23 protein-coding genes, 1 pseudogene and 1 riboswitch are annotated in these 23,764 nt (G+C 73.6%); of the genes and pseudogenes, 13 read left to right on the top strand and 11 right to left on the bottom strand.

What is annotated here, in order from left to right; genetic code table 11:
• Positions 1 to 436: 436 nt before the first annotated feature.
• From IF43_RS0122500 to IF43_RS0122510, 3 genes are read right to left on the bottom strand one after another with little or no spacing between them, the layout of a single operon-like run.
• Positions 437 to 1,084 carry a TetR/AcrR family transcriptional regulator gene (locus IF43_RS0122500; RefSeq protein ID WP_030203590.1) on the bottom strand — a complete coding sequence of 216 codons (648 nt, stop codon included), beginning with the start codon at positions 1,082 to 1,084 and terminating at the stop codon, positions 437 to 439.
• Positions 1,085 to 1,095: 11 nt separating this feature from the next.
• The gene (locus IF43_RS0122505) at positions 1,096 to 3,180 is read right to left on the bottom strand and encodes a YhgE/Pip domain-containing protein (RefSeq protein ID WP_030203592.1); all 2,085 of its coding nucleotides are present in this window, start codon (positions 3,178 to 3,180) and stop codon (positions 1,096 to 1,098) included.
• Positions 3,167 to 4,231: an ATP-binding cassette domain-containing protein gene (locus IF43_RS0122510; RefSeq protein WP_234332457.1), complete on the bottom strand. Its 1,065-nt coding sequence runs from the start codon at positions 4,229 to 4,231 to the stop codon at positions 3,167 to 3,169. The genes IF43_RS0122505 and IF43_RS0122510 overlap by 14 nt, the downstream gene beginning before the upstream one ends.
• 263 nt (positions 4,232 to 4,494) lie before the next feature.
• Here IF43_RS0122510 and IF43_RS0122515 point away from each other — a divergent pair, with 263 nt between their 5' ends.
• From IF43_RS0122515 to IF43_RS0122535, 5 genes are all read left to right on the top strand, one after another.
• A complete protein-coding gene (locus IF43_RS0122515) occupies positions 4,495 to 4,971 on the top strand; it encodes an SAV_6107 family HEPN domain-containing protein (protein ID WP_051795858.1) in 477 nt (158 codons plus the stop codon).
• A gap of 150 nt (positions 4,972 to 5,121) precedes the next feature.
• Positions 5,122 to 5,886 carry a methyltransferase domain-containing protein gene (locus IF43_RS0122520; protein ID WP_030203596.1) on the top strand — a complete coding sequence of 255 codons (765 nt, stop codon included), beginning with the start codon at positions 5,122 to 5,124 and terminating at the stop codon, positions 5,884 to 5,886.
• Positions 5,887 to 6,134: 248 nt separating this feature from the next.
• Entirely contained in the window at positions 6,135 to 6,536 is a 402-nt protein-coding gene (locus IF43_RS0122525; RefSeq protein WP_030203597.1) for a DUF3040 domain-containing protein, read from the top strand.
• Positions 6,537 to 6,664: 128 nt separating this feature from the next.
• Positions 6,665 to 7,303, top strand: coding sequence for a DUF4126 domain-containing protein (locus IF43_RS0122530; protein WP_037889579.1), 639 nt, complete (start codon positions 6,665 to 6,667; stop codon positions 7,301 to 7,303).
• A 9-nt stretch (positions 7,304 to 7,312) separates the two neighbouring features.
• Positions 7,313 to 8,806, top strand: a complete 1,494-nt coding sequence (locus tag IF43_RS0122535; RefSeq protein WP_234332449.1) for an NAD(P)/FAD-dependent oxidoreductase — start codon at positions 7,313 to 7,315, stop codon at positions 8,804 to 8,806.
• A gap of 132 nt (positions 8,807 to 8,938) precedes the next feature.
• Here IF43_RS0122535 and IF43_RS0122540 read toward each other — a convergent pair whose 3' ends face one another.
• From IF43_RS0122540 to IF43_RS0122560, 5 genes are all read right to left on the bottom strand, one after another.
• Positions 8,939 to 9,973, bottom strand: a complete 1,035-nt coding sequence (locus tag IF43_RS0122540; RefSeq protein ID WP_030203607.1) for a hypothetical protein — start codon at positions 9,971 to 9,973, stop codon at positions 8,939 to 8,941.
• Positions 9,974 to 10,012: 39 nt separating this feature from the next.
• On the bottom strand, positions 10,013 to 10,927 hold the full coding sequence (gene metF / locus IF43_RS0122545) for a methylenetetrahydrofolate reductase [NAD(P)H] (protein WP_037889581.1): 915 nt from the start codon (positions 10,925 to 10,927) through the stop codon (positions 10,013 to 10,015).
• Positions 10,928 to 11,139: 212 nt separating this feature from the next.
• Positions 11,140 to 11,793: a thiamine phosphate synthase gene (gene thiE, locus IF43_RS0122550; protein ID WP_030203612.1), complete on the bottom strand. Its 654-nt coding sequence runs from the start codon at positions 11,791 to 11,793 to the stop codon at positions 11,140 to 11,142.
• A 137-nt stretch (positions 11,794 to 11,930) separates the two neighbouring features.
• Complete coding sequence (locus IF43_RS0122555) at positions 11,931 to 12,296, bottom strand: Rv2175c family DNA-binding protein (RefSeq protein ID WP_030203615.1); 366 nt, start codon at positions 12,294 to 12,296, stop codon at positions 11,931 to 11,933.
• A gap of 254 nt (positions 12,297 to 12,550) precedes the next feature.
• Positions 12,551 to 13,786 carry an NAD(P)/FAD-dependent oxidoreductase gene (locus IF43_RS0122560; protein WP_234332459.1) on the bottom strand — a complete coding sequence of 412 codons (1,236 nt, stop codon included), beginning with the start codon at positions 13,784 to 13,786 and terminating at the stop codon, positions 12,551 to 12,553.
• Between the two features lie 418 nt (positions 13,787 to 14,204).
• Positions 14,205 to 14,317: riboswitch (TPP riboswitch) on the top strand.
• On the opposite strand from IF43_RS0122560, the gene thiO reads away from it, so the two are divergent.
• From thiO to IF43_RS0122590, 6 genes and pseudogenes are all read left to right on the top strand, one after another.
• On the top strand, positions 14,315 to 15,580 hold the full coding sequence (thiO, locus tag IF43_RS0122565) for a glycine oxidase ThiO (RefSeq protein ID WP_078910364.1): 1,266 nt from the start codon (positions 14,315 to 14,317) through the stop codon (positions 15,578 to 15,580). Its footprint overlaps the riboswitch before it by 3 nt.
• Positions 15,577 to 15,777 (top strand): sulfur carrier protein ThiS, encoded by a 201-nt coding sequence (gene thiS, locus IF43_RS0122570; protein WP_030203622.1) that lies wholly within the window; start codon positions 15,577 to 15,579, stop codon positions 15,775 to 15,777. The genes thiO and thiS overlap by 4 nt, the downstream gene beginning before the upstream one ends.
• A 5-nt stretch (positions 15,778 to 15,782) precedes the next feature.
• Positions 15,783 to 16,619: a thiazole synthase gene (locus IF43_RS0122575; protein ID WP_051795861.1), complete on the top strand. Its 837-nt coding sequence runs from the start codon at positions 15,783 to 15,785 to the stop codon at positions 16,617 to 16,619.
• A 188-nt stretch (positions 16,620 to 16,807) separates the two neighbouring features.
• On the top strand, positions 16,808 to 18,712 hold the full coding sequence (pknB, locus tag IF43_RS0122580) for a Stk1 family PASTA domain-containing Ser/Thr kinase (protein WP_030203628.1): 1,905 nt from the start codon (positions 16,808 to 16,810) through the stop codon (positions 18,710 to 18,712).
• Between the two features lie 68 nt (positions 18,713 to 18,780).
• Positions 18,781 to 19,639 (top strand): annotated as a pseudogene (locus tag IF43_RS36765) (deoxyribonuclease IV).
• Positions 19,640 to 19,715: 76 nt separating this feature from the next.
• Complete coding sequence (locus IF43_RS0122590; RefSeq protein ID WP_030203640.1) at positions 19,716 to 20,273, top strand: DUF4396 domain-containing protein; 558 nt, start codon at positions 19,716 to 19,718, stop codon at positions 20,271 to 20,273.
• Between the two features lie 58 nt (positions 20,274 to 20,331).
• On the opposite strand, the gene IF43_RS0122595 is transcribed toward IF43_RS0122590, so the two are convergent.
• Positions 20,332 to 20,964 carry a sulfite oxidase-like oxidoreductase gene (locus IF43_RS0122595; RefSeq protein WP_030203643.1) on the bottom strand — a complete coding sequence of 211 codons (633 nt, stop codon included), beginning with the start codon at positions 20,962 to 20,964 and terminating at the stop codon, positions 20,332 to 20,334.
• A gap of 151 nt (positions 20,965 to 21,115) precedes the next feature.
• Here IF43_RS0122595 and bfr point away from each other — a divergent pair, with 151 nt between their 5' ends.
• The gene (bfr, locus tag IF43_RS0122600) at positions 21,116 to 21,592 is read left to right on the top strand and encodes a bacterioferritin (protein WP_030203646.1); all 477 of its coding nucleotides are present in this window, start codon (positions 21,116 to 21,118) and stop codon (positions 21,590 to 21,592) included.
• A gap of 52 nt (positions 21,593 to 21,644) precedes the next feature.
• Here the strand turns inward: bfr and IF43_RS0122605 are convergent, their stop codons facing one another.
• Together IF43_RS0122605 and IF43_RS0122610 are read right to left on the bottom strand one after the other, a co-directional pair.
• On the bottom strand, positions 21,645 to 21,986 hold the full coding sequence (locus IF43_RS0122605; RefSeq protein WP_030203649.1) for a bacterioferritin-associated ferredoxin: 342 nt from the start codon (positions 21,984 to 21,986) through the stop codon (positions 21,645 to 21,647).
• A gap of 169 nt (positions 21,987 to 22,155) precedes the next feature.
• Positions 22,156 to 23,511, bottom strand: coding sequence for a class II 3-deoxy-7-phosphoheptulonate synthase (locus IF43_RS0122610; protein ID WP_030203651.1), 1,356 nt, complete (start codon positions 23,509 to 23,511; stop codon positions 22,156 to 22,158).
• Positions 23,512 to 23,623: 112 nt separating this feature from the next.
• Here IF43_RS0122610 and IF43_RS43910 point away from each other — a divergent pair, with 112 nt between their 5' ends.
• Positions 23,624 to 23,680 (top strand): trp operon leader peptide, encoded by a 57-nt coding sequence (locus IF43_RS43910; protein ID WP_158939462.1) that lies wholly within the window; start codon positions 23,624 to 23,626, stop codon positions 23,678 to 23,680.
• The last annotated feature ends 84 nt before the right edge of the window (positions 23,681 to 23,764 follow it).

A 23,764-nucleotide genomic window follows, 5' to 3' on the forward strand; every position in this document is an offset into this window, starting at 1 on the left:
CGGACCGGGAGTCGACCAGACCGGGAGTCGACAGGCCCGGGAGTCGACCGGCCCGGGAGTCGACCGGCCCGGGAGTCGACCGGCTCCGGAACGCGAAGAACGCCGGTGCGGTGAGGCTCGATCCCCCCGAGCCCCACCGCACCGGCGTTCTTCCGGTCCTGCGGACCGTTTCCCCCGCCCGGAGGCGTGGTCGGCGCTCTCCGGGACGCGTTCGAGGGCCCGATCCGCTCCGCCGCCCCGTGTCGGCGGCGCGGTTCGGGCTCCCCATCCGCTGGGTCCACTCTCCCGTCCATCCGGGTGCGGGCCCATCCGCGTACCTACTCATCTGTGCGTCTAGGTACGGATACTCAGTTCTACGTGCCCGGACCCGGCCGGAACGACCGCCGACCGGGTCCATTCGGAACGTTTCGGTCCGCTTCGTGGCGGTGGCTGGCCTCTACGCCTCCGACGCGGGGCTGCCGGTGCCCGAGACCCGGCCGCGCAGCAGCAGCGACAGGGCCGAGTGCACGTCGTCCAGCGACCGTTCGCGCTGGAAGGACTGCCAGTCGAGCGCCGCCACCAGCACCATGCCGACGAGCGCGGCGGCGGTCAGCTGCACGTCGATCTCCGCGCTCAGCTCGCCCCGTTCGACACCCTCGCGGAGCACCGACTCGACGACCGCCACGGCCTCGCCCCGGACCACCATCAGGGTCGGCTGCCAGCTGCGGTTGGTGCGCCACAGCTCGGCGACGTACAGCTGCGTGAAGGCCGGGTAGGCGTCGATGAAGACCAGACCGGCCCGGATCATCGCGTCCAGCGCCTCGACGCTGCCGCCGCCGCGCCGGCGGACCTCCTCGGCCGCGGACCGCAGCGAGGCGGTCAGCAGGCCGACGCCGTGCCGCAGCAGCTCCTCGAAGAGGACGGTCTTGCTGGCGAAGTTGTAGTAGACGGTGCCCTTCGCCACTCCCGCCCGCTCGGCGATCTCGTCCACCGTGGTGGCGGAGAAGCCCTGTTCGGCGATGAGCGTGACGGCGGCCTCGTAGAGCTTCTGCCGCGTCGCCTGGCGGCGGGAGGTGCCGCCGGTGTCCGTGCTGCTGCTGTCCATGGCGGAGATTCTCACAGGCTCAGGTCCGGGTGCAGACGGTCGAGGGTCCACACCTGCTTGCCGCGCGCCGCGAGGGCGGTGAGCGCGAGGGCACCGGTGGTGAAGGCCACCAGGACCGCGCACGCCTGCCAGACCGGGTCCAGCGGGCCGCCGGTGATGAGCCGGCGCAGCGCGTCGACGATGTACGACATCGGCAGGTAGGGGTGGACCGCATTGAAGAAGCCGGGGCTCGTCTGGACGGGGTACGTGCCGCCCGCCGAGGTCAGCTGGAGCATCAGCACCGCGAGGACCAGGATCCGGCCGGCCGCACCGAAGCGGGCGTTGAGCCACTGCACGATGGCGGCGAAGCAGCCGGTGACCAGGACCAGGAAGCCGATGGTGCCGGCCGCCCGGGCCATCTCCAGGCCCAGGGCCCAGTGCAGTACGGACATCAGCGCGGCCACCTGCAGGACGCCGAGGGCGGCCACGGGCAGCCAGCCGGCGAGCGCGATCCGCCAGGCGGAGGCGCCGGCCGCGAGGGCGCGCCGGTTCATCGGCTGGATGAGCATGTACGCCACCATGGCGCCGACCCAGAGGGAGAGCGGGATGAAGTACGGGGCGAAGCCGGTGCCGTAGTTGGGGGCCTTGTGCAGGGACTTGGCCGCGAGCTGGACCGGGTCGGCCATGACCTCGGTGCGCTGGTCGCGCTCCTGCTCGTCGTAGTCGGGGATCTGGTCCGCACCCTTGTGGAGGCCGCCGGCGAGTTCACCGGAGCCGTCCACCAGCTTGTACATGCCGCTGTCGAGCTGGTGGGCGCCGCTCTTGAGCTTGCCGACGCCCGCGTCGAGGACGCTCGAGCCGGAGTGGGCGGAGGCCAGGCCCGTGTGGAGCTTGCCCAGGCCGGAGGCGACCTTGTGGGCGCCGGAGTTGAGCGCGTTGACCTTCTCGACGGCCGCGTCGAGGTCGTTGGCCAGGTTGGGGGCGCTCGCCTCCAGGCGGCGGGCCTGCTTCTCCAGCTCCTTCAGCTGGGTGTCGAGCTTCTTCATGTCGCCGCCGCTGTCCTGCACGAGGTTGTTGACGTCACCGGAGAGCTCGGCGGCCTCGGCGGCGTCGTCGCGGAGCCTCTTGACCCGGTCGCAGCCGGTGACGGTCGTGTCGCCGCCGGCGCAGTGGTCGCGGTAGTAGTCGGCGAGGCCGTCGGACACGCGCTTGCTGGCGCGGGCGGCGCCGGGGGCGTGCTTGGTGAACGTGTCCAGGTGGTTGCGGACCACCTTGGCGGTGTCGGCGGTCAGTTCGGCCGCGTCGGCGATCGTCTTGATGTTGTTGCGCAGGAACGGACGGGCCTTGTCGGCCGTGGTGTTCACCTTGCCGGCCAGGGACTGGGTGCCGCCGGCGATCTGCCGGGCGCCGGTCTCCAGCTGACCGGCGGCCCCGTCGAGCTTGCGCAGGCCCGAGGCGAGGTCGCTGCTGCCGTCCTTGGCGGTGGTGAGGCCGTCGGCCAGGTCGGACGCGCCCTGCTTGGCCTTGCCGATGCCGCTCTTGAGCGTGTCGGCGCCCTCGGCGGCCTTCACGGTCTGGTCGTGCATGTCGGAGAAGGAGATGAAGATCTTGTCGAGGAAGCCGCGCGAGGTGCTGCGCGAGGCCGAGGCGCGCACCTCGGAGAAGACCGTCTTGGAGATCGAGCCGACGATGTAGTTGTTGGCGTCGTTGGTGCGCACCTGGAGCGCGCCGGTCTCGGGGTTGTCGCCGGCGCTGGAGGCCAGCCGGGTGCTGAAGTCGGCGGGCATGGTGAGCGAGAGGTAGTACGTGCCGTCCTCGACGCCCTTGGCCGCCTCGGCGGCGCTCACGTCTCGCCAGTCGAAGATCCGGCTCTCGTGCAGCTTGCGGGCGATCTCGTCGCCGGCCGCGAGCTCCTTGCCGTCGACCGTCGCGCCCTTGTCGGCGTTCACGAGGGCGACCGGGAGCTTGTCGAGACGGCTGTACGGGTCCCAGAACGAGCACAGGTACAGGGCGCCGTACAGCAGCGGGAGCAGGAGCAGGGCCACCAGGGCGGCGCGCGGCAGCTTCCCCCTGCCGAAGCGCTTGAGCTCGAGCGCGGCGAGCCTAGGCGAGCGCATCGGAGGTCCCCTTCCGGACGGTGGTACGGGTCTTGGGCTTGCGGTCGCCCTTGGTGAGGGAGGCCGACCCGGGCCGCGCCGCGGTCGCGGGGGCGGCGACGGTCGTGGACTCGATGGCGGGGTCGGTCGTGGACTCGGGGTCGGAGTCGGGCTTCGGCTCGGACTCGGAGTCGGGCTCGGACTCGGTGTTCGGCTCGGACTCGGTGGCGGGCTCCGGCTCGGGATCGGTCGCGGGCTCCGGGTCGGGCTTGGTCGTGGGCTCGGGCTCCGGCTCGGACCCGGGCTCCGGATCGGTGTCCGCGTCGGCCGCCGGAGCGGCGGGCGCCGCGGCGGGCTCCGGATCGGCCCCGGCCGCCACCGCGGGCGCCGCGCCGGGCACGGGCCGGGCGCTGGGGTCGGGCGCGGCGGCGGTGCGGACGACGACCGCGCCCTCCGGGGCCTCGCTGCAGACGGCCAGCACGGTCGTGCCGCGGTCGGCGAGGGAGCGCAGCAGGGCCCAGGCCTCGGCGCGCTCGGCGTCCGAGAGCTTGAGGTCGGTGTCGTCCACGGCCACGAGCCGGGGCTGCGACATCAGGGCCAGTGCCAGCGAGAGCCGCAGCTCCTCCAGGCGCTCCAGGTCGCGGACCGAGGTGCGGGCGCCCTTGGGCAGCGCTTCCACGTCCAGGCCGACCGCGGCGAGGGCCTCGTCGATCCGGCGGGCGGTGCCCGCGACGCGCTCGCCGCGCGGGCGGAGCAGGGCGCGGACCGGGCCGTCGTAGCGCCGCTGGAGCAGCGCGCGCTCGCGCAGCTGCTCGGCCACGGTCAGGGACGGGTCGAGGTCGGTGACCCCGGGCACCGGGCCCAGCGCGCTGAGCCGGCGGACCGCGCCCATCTTCTTCGGCAGTCGGTGGCCGTCGACCTCGGCGTGGCCGGCGGTGGGCTTCATGCGGCCGGTCAGGGCGAGCAGCAGGCAGGTGCGCCCGGAGCCGGACGGGCCCTCGACGGCGATCAGCGAGCCCGGTGCGGCCTCGACGTCCACGCCCCGGAAGACCCAGCCGCGCGGGCCCTTCATCCCGAAGTCCGCGGCCTTGACGGCCGCGCCGTGCGGGCTGTCCACGCCCGTCCCCCCTCTTTTTGAACTGACCAGTCAGTTCAAAAACTATCACGCTTCGTGGAAGCCCCACCGCGGGAGCCGCGCCCTCCCCCCGGCACACGCCCAGGCGCCCGGCAAAACCGCAGGTCAGATGGATTGTCAGTGGCGGACGTCACGATGGGTCCGTGCGGAGCTCCCCGACGGAAGGGGACCCCGCGAACCGCGTAGACAGGAGGTTCGTCATGGCCACACCCGCCGCCACGCCAGCCGCCGATGTCCACCCCGTCCTCCGCCGCACGACCGCGCCGCCCGCGGCCGTCGAGCTGCTCGACAAGGCCCGCGCGGGCCTGACCGAGGCCGCCGGCCTCGCCGTACCGAACGAGCGCTATGCCACCGCCCACCTCGCCGCACTGCGCGCCGCGGCCGCCGTGCTCGCCGCCCGGGCCCGCCCGGAGCCACCGAGCGCCCGGCGCCGGCCGCGGATCCGCAGTGCCTGGGACCTGCTGCCCCAGATCGCGCCCGAGCTGACCGAGTGGAGTGCCCTGTTCGCCTCGGGGGCGGCCAGGCGCGCCCGGGCCGAGGCGGGCATACAGGGGGCGGCCACCGGACGGCAGGCGGACGACCTGCTGCGCGAGGTCGCGATGTTCCTGCGCATCGTGGAGCGCCTGCTGGCCCTCCCGCCGGTGCTGCCGCCACCCCGCCCGGAGCCCCTCGGCTGACGGTCGGCGGAGCCGGGGACGGCAGACCGCGCCCGGAACGACCGGACGCGGGATGGGCTGCCCGGCTCCGGGAGGCAATAGGGTGGATCACGCACCTGACCATTGCCAGCCCGCCGCCCGCGGCGGTTCCGCGCCGAGGAGTCATCAGCCGTGTCGGACACCACCCGCCCCCGCGCCTCCCTCCGCACCGCCGTGGTGTGGGAGGTCCTCAAGGAGGTTCTGGACCACCGCGCCAAGGCCACCGGGCGGGACGTCCTGGACGTGCTCGACACGGGCGGCGGCACGGGCAAGTTCGCCGTGCCCGTCGCCCGGCTCGGCCACCGGGTCACCGTCGTCGACCCCAGCCCGAACGCCCTGTTCGGGCTGGAGCGCCGGGTCACCGAGGAGGGCGTCGCCCACCTGGTGACCGGCGTGCAGGGCGACGCCCAGGGCCTGCTGGACGTCGTCGAGCGCGGGGCGTACGACGTGGTGCTCTGCCACGGGGCGCTCGAGTACGTGGACGACCCGGCCGAGGGCGTGTCCAACGCGGTCGCCGCCCTGCGCCCGGGCGGCACGCTCAGCCTGCTCGCCGCGGGCCTGGGCGGCGCGGTGCTCGCGCGCGCCCTGGCCGGGCACTTCACGGAGGCCCGCACCGCCCTGACCGACCCGGCCGGCCGGTGGGGCGCGGGCGACCCGGTGCCCCGCCGCTTCACCGCCGACCAGCTCACCGAGCTGGTCGGTGGCGCAGGCCTGGAGGTGGGCCCGGTGCACGGCGTACGGGTCTTCGCCGACCTGGTCCCGGGCGTGCTCGTGGACACCGAGCCGGGCGCGGTAGAGGCCCTGCTGCGGCTCGAGGAGGCGGCGGCGGAGCTGCCCGCGTTCCACGCCGTGGCCACCCAGCTCCACGTGCTCGGCCGGAAGCCCGACACGGCCTGATCTGCGGCGGGTCGGACCGGGTGGGCCGCACCCCCTCCGTTCCGGCCGCCGTCACCGTATGATCGGGATACACCGTCCGGCATGGCCGGCCGGGCGTTGGGGAATAAGGGCCACAACGACCGCTCGGGCGACGGTACGGTTTGTCGAACCTGGCGCAGAGGGGCGGGTTTCACGGGGGCGATTCCCTGCCTATCCTGAAGGGGACCCCCGGTCGCCACCCCCGCGACCGACGGATGAGGAGGACTCCCGTGCCGCTCTCGGAGCACGAGCAGAGAATGCTCGAGCAGATGGAGCGAGCGCTGTACGCCGAAGATCCCAAGTTCGCGTCGGCGCTTGAGGGAAGCGGGCTGCGCACGTACACCCGACGACGGGTCTACCAGGCAGTCGCAGGCTTTCTGGTGGGTATCGCGCTCCTCATGACCGGAATGGTCGAGCAGAGCCTGTTGTGGGTCAGTGTGGTGGGGTTCCTCGTCATGCTGGGCTGCGCGGTGCTCGCGATCACCGGCTGGCGCAAGGCACCCAAACCCGGCGAGCAGGCCGCACCCGGCGCCGCCGGTGGCCACGCCCGGGGCCACAACCGACAGAAGCGGTCGGTCATGGACCGCATCGAACAGCGCTGGCAGAAGCGCCGCGACGAGCAGGGCCACTGAGCCCAGGGGCCACGGCCCCGTGAGCAGACGTGCACGAGGGGGTGCCGCCCGGGCCGGGCGGCACCCCCTCGGCGTCCCGGCGTCCCGTTTCGCCGGTCAGCGCGGGACCGCTGCGGCATGATGACCGGATGAGCGCGCTCCCCCTGGTCTTCACCAGCGGCTGGGCCAGCGGCATCAACGCCTACGCCGTGGTCCTGCTGCTCGGCGTCTTCGGCCGTGCCGGGCTCACCGACCAGGTGCCCGCCTCGCTCCAGCGCACCGACGTCCTGGTCGTGGCCGGGGTGCTCTTCCTCTGCGAGGCGGTCGCCGACAAGATCCCGTACGTGGACTCGGCCTGGGATGCGGTGCACACCGTGATCCGGCCGGTCGCCGGTGGCGTGGTGGGTGCGCTGCTGGCCGGGCAGAGCGGCTCCCTGACGGACCTCGCGGCCGGAGCCGTGGGCGGCGCCACCGCGCTGGCCAGCCATTTCGTCAAGGCCGGCACGAGAATGGCGGTCAACACCTCCCCGGAGCCGGTCAGCAACATCGTCATCAGCACCGCCGAGGACCTGGGCGTCGCCGCGATCGTCACCTTCGCGATGTTCAACCCGCAGGCGGCCGCGGTGATCGCCGCCGTGCTCCTGCTGTCCGGCCTGGTCGTGCTGGTCTACCTCTGGACCAGGATCCGCCGCTTCCTTCGCCGTCGGGCGCAGCGACGCGAGGAGAGACGGCTGGCCGCGCTCCCGGGTGGCGGCCCTCCGGACGGGGCCCGCCACCAGGGCGGATAGGGTCGGGCCATGGCAAGGATTGCGGTGATCGGCGCCGGGATGGGCGCCATGGCGGCGGCCGCCCGACTGACCGTGGCGGGCCACCGGGTGACGGTGTACGAGCGCGGGGAGACGTACGGCGGCTCCCTCGGGCGCCTCGAGCGCGACGGCTTCGCCTTCGACACCGGCCCGGGACTGCTCCTGCTGCCCGCCGTCTACCGCGACCTGTTCGTCAAGACGGGCAAGCGACCCCTGGAGAGCTGCGTCGACATGGCCCAGGTGGACCCCGCGGTCCGCCACGTCCTGGCCGACGGCCGCACGCTGACGCTCCCGGCCGTCTCGCGCGGCGGCGTGGCCGCGGCCCTCGACGAAGCCTTCGGCCCGGGCGCGGGCGAGCGCTGGGCGGCCCTGCTCAACCGGGCCCGGGACGCCTGGGACGCCACCCGGCGCCCGCTGCTGGAGGAGCCGCTGCGCCCCGACTGGCAGGTGCTGGGCCGCGACCCCTACCCGGCGCTGCGCAGGAGCGGCCTGCTGCGCCGCCGCCCGCCGACGCTGGCCGAGGTGGCCGACCGCGAGCTGGGCGGACCCGCCGCCGCCCTGCTGACCAGCCGCGTGCTGGAGCACGGGCTCGACCCGCGCACCGCGCCGGCGGCCGCGACCGTGCTGCCGTACATGGAGCAGACCTTCGGCGGCTGGTACGTGCGCGGGGGCCTGCGGGCCCTCGCGACGGCGGTGTACGAGCGGTGCCTGGAGCGCCGGGTCGGGTTCGTCTTCGGCGCCGAGGTCACGGGCGTCCCGGTGCGGGACGGCCGGGCGGCCGGCGTCGAGCTGGCCGACGGCACGGTCGCCGAGGCCGACGAGGTGGTCTGCGGGGCGGACCCGCGGACGCTGGAGTGGCTCCTGCCGGACGCCGCCCCGTGGCCCGCCGGGGCCAGGGAACCGCGGACGGGGGCGCCGAGCCGCTTCACCCTGCTGCTCGCCCTGCGCGGGGAGCGTCCCGCGGACACCGTCCACCGGACCGTCGTGCACTCCCCCGACCCGGCCGCCGAGGCGGACGCGTTCCGGGGCGAGCACACCGGCCGGCCCACGGTGACGGTGCTGCGTCCGGACGACCCGACGACCCGGCCCGACGCGGACCACGAGGCGGTCACGGCGACGGCCGTCGTGGCCCCTCAGGGCGTCCTGGACTGGGCGGACGCGGATCTGGTGGCCCGTTACACGGAACGGGTGCTGGCGGCCGCGGAACGGGCCGTCCCGGGGCTGCGGGCCCGGCTGCTGTGGCACGAGGCCCGGACGCCGCTGGACGTGGCCGGCGACACCGGCGCGGTCGGGGGCGGCGTGCCCGCGCCCGCGCTGGCCGGGGCCACGGAGCTGCTGTACCCCGCGAACACCACCGCCGTGGCCGGCCTGCACCTCGCCGGGGGCTGGACCCACCCCGGTGGCGGACTGGCCCACGCGGGCATGTCCGGCGCGCTGGTGGCGGGGCTGGTCACCGAGGGCTCCGCCTTCCGCGGGTCCCAGTAGGCAGGGCGCAGGCGGTGGTGAGCCCGGGCGTCGTGGGCGCGGGCGCGGTGGGCGCGGGCGCAGCAGGAGGACGGAGCGGCGGTCGCCGTCCGTCCGGATGCGGGAGTTCGGTTCGGTAGCGGGAGGCCGATTTCAGTAGCGGTACTGCTCGTACTCGCCGTTCGGCGCCTGGTACGGGTACGCCTGCGGCTGCTCCTCGGGGTACGGCTGGGCGACGTCGCGCTGCTGCGGGACCCACGACCCGCTGTACGGCGCCTCCGGCGCGTACTGGTGCTGCCCGGTGTACGGGTCGGCGTAGGCCGGGTAGGCGTCCTGGCCCGTGCCGTAGCCGTAGTCGTACGCCGCGTAGGCCCCGGGGTCGGGCTGGGCGGAGAGCGCGCCGGTGCCGATGTAGGGGTCGGAGTAGGCGGCGTACGTCTGCTGCTCGCCGGCGCCGTAGCCGTAGCCGGTCGCGTAGCCGGGGTCCTGGTAGGCGGCGGCCTGGCCGTACGGGTCCGGGGCGGCGGGGGCCTGGGGGGCGTAGTAGTTCGGGTCGGCGTAGTCGGAGCCGGGGTACCCGGAGCCGTCGTAGCCCGGCGCGGCCTCGTAGCCCGCGGGCGCGTAGCCGTCCGCGGCGGTGCCGTAGCCGGAGCCCGCCGGGTCGTAGGCGGCGCCGGCCTGGTCGTAGGCGGCGCCGGCCTGGTCGTCCGTACGGGGCTCGAAGACCGAGGCGTCGGATGCCTCGACGGGATCGTCGGCCGGGTCCAGGCGGTCCATCACGGCCGTCCCGGCGTCCTGCACGTCGCCGTCGGGGCCGTACGCCGACCCGTACTCGAGGTCGGAGACCTCCAGCACCGGCTCCGTACGTCGCGGGGCCGCCCCGCCGCGGCGCCTGCCGCGGCGGCCCTGCTCGACCTCGGGTTCGGCGTCGCGCTTGGTGCCCAGCGCCCAGCCCGCGACGAAGCCGCGCCGGAAGGAGAGGGTGACCAGGGTCTGGCCGACCGCGAACGCGGCGGCGCCCACGGCGATGACGACGACCGAACCCAGCAGGACGCCGACGACGACGCCCAGGAACCCGGCGAACGCGAGCACGCGCCAGCGCAGGCGCGCCTTGTACTGGAGCAGTACCTCCGCCAGCAGCCACAGCGCGACAATGCCGAACGCGATGTAGAGGACCGTCCAGCCCATGCATGGCCCCTCTCGGTACGGCCGCGCGGGTACGGCCGGTCAGGGCCGCTGGTGCAGGCCCAGATTCTCGTAGATCTCGAGGGTCGCCGTGGAGTTGTTGAGCGTGATGAAGTGCAGTCCGGGGACACCCTCGGCCAGCAGTCGCGCGCAGAACTCCGTGGCGAACTCGATGCCAATGGAGCGTACAGCGGCCGGATCGTCCTTGACGGCGAGCATGCGCTCTTTCACGTCCGCGGGGAAGACCGCGTTGCTCAGCTGGGGCAGCCGGTCGAGCTGCTTGATGCCCACAACTGGCATGCACTCGGGGATGATCGGGGTGTCGCAGCCGGCCTGCTCGACCCGGTCCCGCAACCGCAGGTAACTCTCCGGATCGAAAAACATCTGCGTGATCGCATAATCGGCACCTGCACGGCACTTGTCCACGAAGTGCCGGATGTCCGTATCCCAGTCGTCGGAGCGGGGGTGCAGCTCGGGGAACGCCGCGACGCCCACGCAGAAATCGCCGGACTCCTTCAACAGGCGGACGAGGTCGGCCGCATAGTGGACGCCCTCGGGGTGCGCCACCCACTCGCCCATCGGGTCGCCCGGCGGGTCACCGCGCAGGGCCAGCATGTTGCGGATGCCCGCGTCCGCGAACTGCCCGATGACGTGGCGCAGCTCGGCGATCGAGTGGTCGACCGCGGTCAGGTGGGCGACCGGGGTCAGCGTCGTGTCGGCCGCGATGTCCTGGGTGGCCTTGACCGTGCCGCCCCGGGTCGAGCCGCCGGCCCCGTACGTGACGGAGACGAAGCTGGGGGACACGGCCTCGATGCGGCGCAGCGCGTTCCACAGGTTCCGCTCGCCCTTCTCGGTCTTCGGCGCCCAGAACTCGAACGAGTACGAGGTGCCGGACGCGAGCATGTCGCGGACGGTGCGTGCACGGTCCGACCTGGTGGAAGCGGTGCCAAGGGCCATACCGGCAGGTTAGACAAAGTCCAGGGAGGGCCCAAGGACCGTCCACATCCCGGACGCGTTTTTGGACAGTTCGTGTCGGTCCCTGCGGCCACGGGGAGCGCAGGGGTCTCCTGCCGTCACATCAGGCACGTCGCGGATGTCGGGCGCGTCGGGCACGTGGGGCACGTGGGGCACGTGGGGGCGGGCGAGCCGCGCGAGGCCCGTGAGCCGCCTCAGGCGAGGCGGGCGCGGACCCGCTTCGCGAGGTCGGCGGCGGCGGCACCGGGGTCGTCGGCCTCGGTGATCGCCCGTACGACGACCACGCGGGAGGCGCCGGCGTCGAGCACCTCGTCCAGGTTCCCGGCGTCGATGCCGCCGATGGCGAACCAGGGCCGGTCCTGGCCGAGCGAGGCGGCGTAGCGCACGAGGTCGAGGCCGGGGGCGTAGCGGCCCGGCTTGGTGGGGGTGGGCCAGCAGGGGCCGGTGCAGAAGTAGTCGACGCCCGGCTCGGCGGCGGCCGCGGCCACCTCGTCCTCGCCGTGGCAGGACCGGCCGATCAGCACCCCTTCGCCGAGGATCGCGCGGGCGGCCGGCACCGGGATGTCTCCCTGGCCCAGGTGCAGGACGTCGGAGCCGATGGCGTGCGCGACGTCGGCCCGGTCGTTGACGGCCACGAGCTTGCCGTGCCGGCGTGCGGCCTCGGCGAACACCTGGAGGTGCTCCAGCTCCTCGGCGGCTTCCATGCCTTTGTCGCGCAGCTGCACGATGTCGACCCCGCCGGCGAGGACGGCGTCGAGGAACTCGGGCAGGTCGCCCTGGCGCTTGCGCGCGTCCGTGCAGAGGTAGAGCCGGGCGTCGGCGAGGGCTGCGCGGGCGTCGACAGGCATGGAGGTACCCCCCGTGGTGAGCGGTGCGCAGGGCCCGGAGGGTCCCGCGCACCGCGTGGCGGATCAGGTGTTCAAGCAGGTCAGCTGGTCAGCAGGCCGGCGAGCCGGTTGGCTGACAGGCCGGCGGGGTCGGCAGGTCAGACGGCGAGCGCCTGGGCGCGCCGCTTGACCTCCGTGCCGCGATTCTCGCTCAGGGCCTGCGCCGGGGTGCCCGGCAGGGTCTCGTCCGGCGTGAAGAGCCACTCGAGCATCTCCTCGTCGGTGAAGCCGTCGTCGCGCAGGAGGGTGAGGGTGCCGGAGAGGCCCTTGACCACCTTGTCGCCGTCGATGAAGGCCGCCGGCACCTGGAGGGCGCGGTTCTCGCCGCGGCGGACGGCGATCAGCTGACCGTCCTTGACCAGCTGGCGGACCCGGGTCACCTCCACGTCCAGCATTTCGGCGATGTCGGGGAGGTAGAGCCACTCGGGGACGAGAGCATCGATCTTCGTGTCAATCTCGGTCACGGGACAAGCCTGCCATCCCGGACCGACAGCCGGTACCCGGGCCGTCCGGACGGGGGCTCGGGTGTGGGGTGCGGGCGTGGGGGGGGTGGGGGTGGGATGTCGGGTGTCGGCTGTCGGCTGTCGGCTGTCGGCTGTCGGCTGTCGGCTGTCGGGTGACGGGTGACGGGGACGAGGCCCGGCACCCGGGATACGGGGTGGGGTGCCGGGTGCCGGGCGTGCGTGTCGGGTAGGCGTGTATCGGGTGTCGGGGGCCGTCAGACCGCGGCGGACTTCAGTGCCACGGTGGGGTCCGCGACCTTGGCCGGATCCAGTCGGGTGCCGGCCTCGATGAGCTTGCGCCCCTGTGCCAGGTCCCGCGGCCGTCCGACGGAGAGCACGGCGGCCGGCACGTCGCCGCGCAGCCACACGACCGCCCACGCGTCCTCGGCCGGATCGCCGCGCCACACCAGCGTGTCGTGGTCGGTGTGGTGGCCGGCGTACTGGACGAAGCGCCCGAACTGCTCCGACCAGAAGTACGGCACCGGGTCGTAGACGGGCCCGTCCTCACCCGGGGCGGCGAGGATGTTCGCGGCCAGCGTCCGGGGCCCCTGGAGGGCGTTGTCCCAGTGGTGGACGAGCAGCCGCTCGCCGTAGCGGGCCGAGGGGAACGAGGCGCAGTCCCCTACCGCGAACACCGCGGGCACCGAGGTGGCCAGGCGGGCGTCGGTGGTGACGGAACCGTCCGGGCCGAGCTCGACGCCGGAGCCGGCCAGCCAGGCGGTGGCGGGCCGGGCGCCGATGCCGACCACGACGGCGCCGGCGGGCAGCCGGGTGCCGTCGGCGAGCAGGACCGCGCCGGGGCCGCCGGCGGCCCGGGGCTTCCCCGGGCGGGCGGGCTCGGCGGGCGCTGCGGGCTCGGCCGGCTCGATCTTCTCGACGCGGGAGCCGGTGAGCAGCCGGACGCCGATCTGCTCGTACCAGGCGGCCATCGGGGCGGCCACCTCGGCCGGCAGCGCACCGGCCAGCGGGCGGTCGGCGGCCTCGACGACGGTGACGGCGCAGCCGGCCTCGCGGGCGGCGGTGGCGAACTCGGCCCCGATCCAGCCCGCGCCGACCACGACGATGTCGTGCTGCTCGGCGAGCACGGGCTTCAGGCGGGCGGCGTCGTCGAGGGTGCGCAGCAGGTGGACGCCGGGGACGCCGGCGCTGCCGGGCAGGGTGACCGGCTCGGCGCCGGTGGCGACGACCAGGACGTCGTACGGGACCGGGCCCGCCTCGGTGTCGACCTCGCGGTCACCGGCGCGCAGGCCGGTGACGGCCACGCCGAGGCGCAGGTCGATGCGCAGGGCCTCGAAGTCGATCTCGAAGGCGGAGTCCTCGGCCTTGCCGAGGAGGACCGCCTTGGAGAGCGGGGGGCGGTCGTAGGGCTGGTGGGGCTCCGCGCCGAGGAGGGTGACCGGCCCGGTCCAGCCCTGTTCGCGCAGGGCGACCGCCGTCTGCACCCCGGCCATGCCCGCTCCGACGATGACGACGCCGTACGTCGTCTCCCGCGTCTGGTTGCTCTGATCGCTCACGTCCCCACCCTAACCACCTGATAGTGCGTCAGTAAGGCCGGTGCGGGGGGCTTCCCGGGCTGGTCCGGCGCAGGTCCGGTGCCTGTCCGGCGTCCGTCCGGCTTGCGTCCGGCGTCCGTCCGGCCGGGTTCGGTCGATCCTCCGGTTTTTGGTGCGGTTGGCCCGTGGATGGGCTGGAGGATTCTCTGGTGCTGGGGTGCGTGGGTGGGGGTGGTGAGTTTGGCGCGCGTTCGCTGACCCCGGGCACGCGGGGCCCAGGACGGCTCCCGCACCGGGGTGGGGGCGGCGCCCCCGGGGGAGGGCGCGCGACCGGGCGGCCTTACCCGTCCTGCTGGGCGGGGGTTAGTCTGACGGCCGTACCTATCGCGGGAGCCCGGACGCACCGGGCTGAGAGGGAGGCTGGCCGGCCTCCGACCGTCCGAACCTGATCCGGGTCATGCCGGCGAAGGGAGGGGCTGGAAGCCCATGCACGCACCCACGCGCGCAGACACAGCGGCCGACGTCCTCGTCATCGGCGGCGGGATCATCGGGCTCGTCACCGCCTGGCGGGCCGCCCGGCTCGGACTGCGCACCGCCCTCGTCGACCCCTCGCCCGGCGGCGGGGCGGCCCAGGTCGCGGCCGGCATGCTGGCCGCCGTCACCGAACTGCACTACGGCGAGGAGACCCTGCTGGGGCTCAACCTCGCCTCCGCCCGCCGCTACCCGGACTTCGCGGCCGAACTGGCCGAGGCCAGCGGGGGCATGGACATCGGCTTCCGGGCCTGCGGCACCCTCGCCGTCGCGCTCGACGCCGACGACCGTGCCCATCTGCGCGAACTCCACGCCCTCCAGCGGCGCTGCGGCCTGGAGTCCGAGTGGCTCACCGGGCGCGAGTGCCGCCGCCTGGAACCGATGCTGGCCCCCGGCGTCCGCGGTGGCCTGCGCGTGGACGGCGACCACCAGGTCGACCCGCGCCGGCTGGCGGCCGCCCTGGTCGCCGCCTGCGAGCGGGCCGGGGTGGCCTTCCACCGCACCACGGCCGAGCGGCTCACCGTCACCGGCGACCGGGCCGCCGGCGCGCTGCTCGACGACGGTACGGACGTCGCGGCCGGCCAGGTGGTCCTGGCGGCCGGCAGCCTCAGCGGCCGCCTGGCCGGGCTGCCCCCGGAGGTGGTCCCGCCGGTCCGGCCGGTGAAGGGCCAGGTGCTGCGGCTGCGCGTGCCGCCGGCGTACGCGCCCTTCCTGACCCGGACCGTACGGGCGGTCGTCCGCGGCAGCCACGTCTACCTCGTCCCGCGCGAGAGCGGCGAGCTGGTCGTCGGCGCCACCACCGAGGAGCTGGGGTGGGACACGACCGTCACCGCGGGCGGGGTGTACGAACTCCTGCGGGACGCCCACGAGCTGGTGCCGGGCCTGACCGAGCTCCCCCTGATCGAGACCCGGGCGGGTCTGCGCCCGGGCTCCCCCGACAACGCGCCGCTGCTGGGCCCCACCGCGCTGCCCGGCCTGCACCTGGCCACCGGGCACTACCGCAACGGCGTCCTGCTGACGCCGGTCACCGGCGACGTGATGGCGGACCTGCTGACCACCGGCGAACTACCTGAGGCGGCACGGCCGTTCAGTCCGCGCCGGTTCGCCCGCCCCGGTTCGGCCGCGTCGGCGGCCGTACCGCCGGCCGCTGGTCCGGCCGGACCCGGAGTACCCGTGGCGCCCGGCGCCGCGCCCACCGCACGTCAGGAGTCCTTCGCATGACCGTGTCCGTCAACGGCGAGCCGCGCGAGGTCGCGGCGGGGACCACGCTGGACGTCCTGGTCGCCACGCTGACCTCGGCGCCCTCCGGGGTGGCCGCAGCCGTCAACGAAACCGTCGTACCGCGGGGGCAGTGGCGGGCGACCGCGCTCGGCGAGGGCGACCGGGTCGAGGTGCTGACCGCGGTGCAGGGAGGGTGAGCGCGATGTCTCTCGACCCCTCCGGCTTCCCCGCCGACGGACCCTCCGGTGCGTCCGACCCGTTCGTGCTCGGCGGACGGGAGTTCTCCTCGCGTCTGATCATGGGCACCGGTGGCGCGCCGAGCCTGGACGTCCTGGAGCGGGCGTTGCTGGCCTCCGGTACGCAGCTCACGACCGTCGCGATGCGGCGGCTGGACCCCTCGGTGCAGGGTTCGGTGCTGTCGGTGCTCGACAAGCTGGAGATCCAGGTGCTGCCGAACACCGCCGGCTGCTACACCGCGGGCGAGGCGGTGCTCACCGCCCGGCTGGCCCGGGAGGCGCTGGGTACGGACTGGATCAAGCTCGAGGTGGTGGCCGACGAGCGGACGCTGCTCCCCGACGGGGTCGAACTGCTCGACGCCGCCGAGACGCTGGTGGACGACGGCTTCACGGTGCTGCCGTACACGAACGACGACCCCGTGCTGGCGCGCAAGCTGGAGGACGTGGGGTGCGCGGCGATCATGCCGCTCGGGTCGCCGATCGGGTCGGGGCTCGGGATCCGCAACCCGCACAACTTCCAACTGATCGCGGAGCGGGCCTCGGTGCCGGTGATCCTCGACGCGGGGGCCGGGACGGCGTCCGACGCCGCGCTGGCGATGGAGCTGGGGTGTGCGGCGGTGATGCTCGCGTCCGCGGTGACGCGGGCGCAGGAGCCGGTGCTCATGGCCGCGGCCATGCGGGACGCGGTGTCGGCGGGGCGGCTCGCCCACCGGGCCGGCCGGATCCCCCGGCGCCACTTCGCCGAGGCGTCCTCGCCCTCCGAGGGCCTCGCCGCCCTCGACCCGGAGCGCCCGGCCTTCTGACCCCGGGGGGCCGTCCTCGAACGGCGGCCCGTCCCGCCCGCCGGGGCACCTCCCGGCGGTGGCCGGGCGGGTTCGAGGCGCCGGGGTCCGGGGGCGGAGCCCCCGGGGTGGCGGCGGTGGCGTCACAAGACGGTGGCAAGCAGGGGCGGGCGGGGTGGGGCGAGGGCGGGCCCTCGTAGAATTCGCGGGTGGATACGACCCTGGACGACCCGCTCGTCGGGCGCAGCCTCGACGGCCGCTACCGCATCGACGCCCGCATCGCGGTCGGCGGCATGGCGACGGTCTACCGGGCCCTCGACACCCGCCTCGACCGCGTGCTCGCGCTCAAGGTGATGCACCCGGACCTCGCCGCCGACGCCGCGTTCGTGGACCGCTTCATCCGCGAGGCCAAGTCCGTGGCCCGGCTCGCGCACCCGAACGTCGTCGCCGTCTTCGACCAGGGCACCGACGGCCCGTACGTGTTCCTCGCCATGGAGTACGTCCCCGGCTGCACCCTGCGCGACGTCCTGCGCGAGCGCGGCGCGCTGCAGCCGCGGGCGGCGCTCGACATCCTGGAGCCCGTGCTGGCCGCGCTCGGCGCCGCGCACCGGGCCGGGTTCGTGCACCGGGACATGAAGCCCGAGAACGTCCTGATCGGCGACGACGGCCGGGTCAAGGTCGCCGACTTCGGCCTGGTCCGGGCGGTCGGCTCGGCCACCAACACCACCGGTGCCGTCCTCGGCACCGTCTCCTACCTCGCCCCCGAGCAGATCGAGAACGGCACCACCGACCCGCGCGTGGACGTCTACGCCTGCGGCGTGGTGCTCTACGAGATGCTGACCGGCGGCAAGCCGCACTCCGGCGACACCCCCGCCCAGGTGCTCTACCGGCACCTGAACGAGGACGTGCCGCCGCCCTCCGCCGCCGTCCCGGGCCTGCCGGCCGCGCTGGACGAGGCGGTCGCGAGCGCCACCGCGCGCTCCGCGGACCTGCGCCCGTACGACGCGGTCGCGCTGCTGCAGCTCGTACGGGAGGCCCGCGCGGCGCTCACCGACGCGCAGCTGGACGCCGTGCCGCCGCAGGCGCGGGCCGGTGAGCGCAGTGCGTCCGAGGACCGGACCAGCGTCGTGCCGCGGCCGGTGGCCGGGCGGGAGTCCGTGCACCACACGGCCCGGTTCGAGCACCCGCCGGTGGCGGACCCCGCCCCCGCGCCGCGGCGCCGGCCGCGCCCGCGCGGGCCGCTGTTCGCCGCGCTCGGCGCGCTGCTGGTCGTCCTGCTCGGCACCGGTGTCTGGTACGTGAGCTCGGGCCAGTTCACCCGGGTGCCGAACCTGCTGGGCAAGACCCAGGAGGACGCGCAGCAGCGGCTGGCCGCGGCCGGTCTGGACGTCGAGGGCGTCCGGCGGGAGTTCAGCGACTCGTACGAGCGCGGCACCGTGATGGCCACCGACCCGGCGGGCGGGGCGCGGATCCGCGGGAACGGGTCCGTGGTGCTCACGGTCTCCCGCGGCCCGAAGGTCGTGACGGTGCCGACGGTCAAGGGGATGCCGCTGGCGCAGGCCAGGAAGGCCTTGGCCAAGGCGGGGCTGGCGCCGGGCGTGGTCACGCAGGAGTTCAGCCGCGACGTCGCCAGGGGCGCGGCGATCAGCACCGATCCCGGCGCCGGCGAGCAGCGGGCCCCTGACACGGCCGTCGCGATCGTGGTCAGCAAGGGCGCCCCGGTGCCGGTGCCCACGGTGGTGGGCGAGCCCCTCGACCGGGCCCGTACGACGCTGGAGGCGCTCGGGCTGGTGGTGCAGGTCGCACCGGAGCAGACCAACTCCCCGCAGCCGGCGGGGGCGGTGGCCAACCAGTCGGTGGCGGCCGGGACCCAGGCGGGCACCGGGGACACCATCGTGCTGACCGTCTCCAAGGGGCCGCGGATGGTCCCGGTGCCGAACGTCGTCGGCCAGGACCAGGACGACGCGAAGCGGGCGCTGGAGGCGGCCGGCTTCAAGGTGAAGGTGGACCGGCCGCTGATCTCCTTCAGCCACGAGGTGGCCGAGCAGTCGGTCAAGGGCGGCGAGAGCGCGCCCGAGGGCAGCACCATCACGATCAGGATCAAGGCACTGTGAGCAACGAGACCACGCCCCCCGGACACCCCGCGGGGGTATCCGTCCCGGTTCGGCGCGACCCGGCGGCCGTGCGCAACCCCGTCGGGGGGCACGTGCCGGTGGCGGGCGGGCTGGCCACGACGGGCCTCGCGTACGCCCGCGAGATGGGCGCCGAGACGGTGCAGGTCTTCGTGGCCAATCCGCGGGGCTGGGCCACCCCCACGGGGTATCCGGAGCAGGACGAGGCGTTCCGCGCCGGCTGCGCGGCCGCGGACATCCCCGCCTACGTCCACGCCCCGCTACCTGATCAACTTCGGCTCGCACACCGGGGCGACGGTGGAGCGGTCGGTGGAGTCGCTGCGGCACTCGCTGCGCCGCGGGCGGGAGATCGGTGCGCTCGGGGTGGTGGTGCACACCGGCTCGGCGACCGGCGGACGGCCGCGCGAGGAGGCGTTCGCGCAGGTCAGGGAGCACATGCTGCCGCTGCTCGACGAGCTGACGCACGACGACGACCCGTTCCTGCTGCTGGAGTCCACGGCGGGGCAGGGCTCGTCGCTGTGCTCGCGCACCTGGGACTTCGGGCCCTACTTCGAGGCCCTCGACGCGCACCCCAAGCTGGGGATCTGCCTGGACACCTGCCACATCTTCGCCGCCGGGCACGACCTGGCGGCGCCGGGCGGTACGAAGCAGACCCTCGACCTGCTGGTGGACACGGTCGGACCGGGGCGGCTGAAGCTGATCCACGCCAACGACTCGAAGGAGGGCCTGGGCGCCCACAAGGACCGGCACGCCAACATCGGCGCCGGCCACATCGGCGAGGACGCCTTCCGGGAGCTGTTCTCGCACCCCGAGACGGCCGGGGTGCCGCTGGTCATCGAGACCCCGGGCGGCAAGGAGGGGCACGCGGCGGACGTGGCCCGGCTGAAGGAGCTGCGGGAGATCCACTGAATCCTTGAGGAATACCCCTGGGGGGTATACGGTTCTGCATATCGGCAGGACCGTATACCTGGCTTTGGGGGTTCTCATGGAACACGCGCAGCACCACACGGAGCACACGCACCACGACGCCGAGCACGCGGGCCACGCCCAGCACCACGCGGAACATGCGAGCCACGCGGGACACGCCCACCTCACCGCCGGCGGCCGCGTCAGCTGGGCCACGGCCGCGCAGGCCACCCTGCACTGCCTCACCGGATGCGCCATCGGCGAGGTCCTGGGCATGGTGATCGGCACCGCGTTCGGCTGGGGGAACCTCCCGACGATGGTCCTGGCCATCGCCCTGGCGTTCTTCTTCGGCTACGCGCTCACGCTTCGCGGCGTCCTGAAGGCCGGCGTCGACTTCCGCACCGGCTTCAAGGTGGCGCTGGCCGCCGACACCCTCTCGATCGCCGTCATGGAGCTGATCGACAACGGAGTGATCGCGCTGTGGCCCGACGCGATGGACGCCCACCTCGACGACGCGCTCTTCTGGATCGCGCTGGCGGCCTCGCTGGTGCTGGCCTTCCTGGTCACGACCCCGGTCAACCGCTGGATGATCGGCCGCGGCAAGGGCCACGCGGTGGTCCACCAGTACCACCACTGAACGGCGCGCGGACCGCGCCCGTCACCCCGCGGGAGCCGCGCGGCGGCCCGGAGGACCCCTACAGGTCCGGGCCCTCGCCCGGCTCCTCCTGGTAGGAGTACCGCTGCTCGCGCCACGGGTCGCCGATGTTGTGGTAGCCGCGCTCCTCCCAGAAGCCGCGGCGGTCGGCGGTCATGTACTCCACGCCGCGCACCCACTTGGGGCCCTTCCACGCGTACAGGTGCGGCACCACCAGCCGCAGCGGGAACCCGTGCTCGGCCGTCAGCGGCTCACCGCCCTGGTGCGTGGCGAAGACGGTCCGCTCGGAAGCGAAGTCCGCCAGGCGCATGTTCGAGCTGAAGCCGTACTCGGCCCAGACCATGACGTGCGTGACCTGGGGGGCCGGCGGGGCCAGTTCGAGGATCCTGCGGGCGAGGACACCGCCCCATTCGGCCCCCACCATGCTGAACTTCGTGACGCAGTGCAGGTCCGCCACGACCGAGGAGAAGGGCAGGGCCGCGAACTCGTCGTGGTTCCAGCAGTGCTTCTCACCGTCCGCGGTGGCGCCGAAGACCCTGAATTCCCAGCGGTCCGGCCTGAACTTGGGGACGGGTCCGTAGTGCGTGACCGGCCAGCCGCGCTGCAACCGCTGCCCCGGCGGAAGCTCCAGCTGCTCTGCTCCCGGAGATTCCCGGCTTTCCGGCTGACCCATGAGTCCATGGTGACAGACCCGGCGGGGTGGTCATGACCAGCCGAGCACGCATTCGGGCAACTCCTACTAAGGAGGCACTTACTGGACGGCCCTCTGCAGCGGTGCGAGGATGCGCGCAATTGCCCGGTTACGCCTGGAAGGAGCCTCTGCGATGCAGGGCGACCCCGAGGTCCTCGAGTTCCTCAACGAGCAGCTGACCGGCGAGCTGACTGCCATCAACCAGTACTGGCTGCACTACCGCATCCAGGACAACAAGGGTTGGACGAAGCTCGCCAAGTACACGCGTGAAGAGTCCATCGACGAGATGAAGCACGCGGACAAGCTGACCGAGCGCATCCTGATGCTGGACGGCCTCCCGAACTACCAGCGGCTCTTCCACGTCCGCGTCGGCCAGACGATCACCGAGATGTTCCAGGCCGACCGGCAGGTGGAGGTCGAGGCCATCGACCGCCTCAAGCGGGGCATCGAGGTCATGCGCGGAAAGGGCGACATCACCTCGGCGCGGCTCTTCGAGGAGATCCTGGCGGACGAGGAGCACCACATCGACTACCTCGACACGCAGCTGGAGCTCATCGAGTCCCTCGGCGAGGCGTTGTACATCGCCCAGCTCATCGAGCAGCCGAGCTGATCGGCCGGCCGGGCCCACAGGGCAGCCCAGCTCATCGAGCGACCGAGCCGGCTCAGGCCGCTTCGACGAGCGGCGAAGCCAGGGGCGCGGGTGCCAGCGGGGTCGGTGCCGGCGGGGCCGAAGGCGCGGGCGCCGGGCCCACGGGCGCCATCGCCGCCGCCGGAGCCCCGAGCGCCGGGTCGGTGGCCAGGACGGCCGTCCTCTCGCCCTTGTCCAGCAGCTGGCGGCGCGGGCACGCGCCGCGGCCCAGGATGCCCTGGATGGCCCGGACGCAGTTGCCGCAGTCCGTTCCGGCCTTGGTGGCCGAGGCTATCTGGCGGGGGGTGCAGGCGCCGTTCGCCGCGTGGTCCTTGACCTGCTGGTCGGTGATGCCGAAGCAAGAGCAGACGTACACGCGGTTCACCTCCCGACAGGATGTGCGGAAACCCTCGCCGATCTTCGGTGAGGTTTACCTAACCTTACCCGCGGGCCCGGACCCGTAAAAGTCCTGTCGACGACAGTGGGGCGCGGATCACATCGATCCGCGCCCCACTGTCATAGGAAGCTACCTACTGATCGCGACCTCACTGGTCGCGGTACATCTCCGCCACCAGGAACGCCAGGTCCAGCGACTGGCTCCGGTTCAGGCGCGGGTCGCAGGCCGTCTCGTAGCGCTGGTGCAGGTCGTCGACGAAGATCTCGTCGCCGCCGCCCACGCACTCGGTGACGTCGTCACCGGTGAGCTCGACGTGGATGCCGCCCGGGTGGGTGCCCAGCGCCTTGTGGACCTCGAAGAAGCCCTTGACCTCGTCGAGCACGTCGTCGAAGCGGCGCGTCTTGTGGCCGGAGGCGGCCTCGAAGGTGTTGCCGTGCATCGGGTCGGTGACCCAGGCGACGGTCGCACCGGAGGCGGTGACCTTCTCGACCAGCTCGGGGAGCTTGTCGCGGACCTTGTCGGCGCCCATGCGGACGATGAAGGTCAGCCGGCCCGGCTCGCGGTCCGGGTCGAGGCGGTCGATGTAGGTGAGCGCGTCGTCCACCGTGGTGGTCGGGCCCAGCTTGATGCCGATCGGGTTCGCGATCTGCGAGGCGAACTCGATGTGGGCGTGGTCCAGCTGGCGGGTGCGCTCACCGATCCAGACCATGTGGCCGGAGGTGTCGTACAGCTTCCCGGTGCGGGAGTCCGTACGGGTGAGGGCGCCCTCGTAGTCGAGCAGCAGCGCCTCGTGCGAGGAGTAGAACTCCACCGCCTTGAACTCGGCCGGGTCGGTGCCGCAGGCCTTCATGAAGTTCAGGGCGTTGTCGATCTCGCGGGCGAGCTGCTCGTAGCGCTGGCCGGACGGGGACGACTTCACGAAGTCCTGGTTCCAGGCGTGCACCTGGCGCAGGTCGGCGTAGCCACCGGTGGTGAAGGCGCGGACCAGGTTCAGCGTCGAGGCGGAGGCGTTGTACATCCGCTTCAGGCGCTCGGGGTCCGGGACGCGGGCCTCCTCCGTGAAGGCGAAGCCGTTGACGGAGTCGCCGCGGTAGGTCGGCAGGGTCACCCCGTCGCGGGTCTCGGTGTCCTTCGAGCGCGGCTTGGAGTACTGGCCCGCGATGCGGCCGACCTTCACGACGGGCACGGAGGCCGCGTACGTCAGGACGGCGCTCATCTGGAGGAGGGTCTTGAGCTTGGCGCGGATGTGGTCGGCCGAGACGGCGTCGAAGGCCTCGGCGCAGTCGCCGCCCTGCAGCAGGAACGCCTCGCCACGGGCGACGGCTCCCATGCGGGCGCGCAGCTGGTCACATTCGCCGGCGAAGACCAGCGGGGGATACGAGGCGAGGTCCGCGACGACTGCGCGCAGAGCCTCGGCATCGGGGTACTCAGGCTGCTGCGCCGCGGGCAGGTCTCGCCAGGTCGCCTTTGCGGCGACTGCGTGGGTTTCAGCGTTCACGGTCACCTCGTAAACATTACGTCGTGCGGCGCGCAGTCCACTCCATCGACCAAAGGATGAGACGGCCGTCTCCCCTTCCGGCCGCACCCGGCAGGTGCCGGGGTGTAGGGTGCGGGGCATGTTCGCGCACTCCAACCTGGACTGGTGGTGGACCGCTCATCCGGCGGCCCACTGACTGCGCGTACCAGAAACCACGCGAAGGCCGCCCGAGGGGCGGCCTTCTTCCGTTTCCGGGGCCGTTCCTCTCCACCGATCCGAT

It is taken from the genome of Streptomyces sp. NRRL S-87, from assembly GCF_000719335.1.
GTDB lineage: Bacteria > Actinomycetota > Actinomycetes > Streptomycetales > Streptomycetaceae > Streptomyces.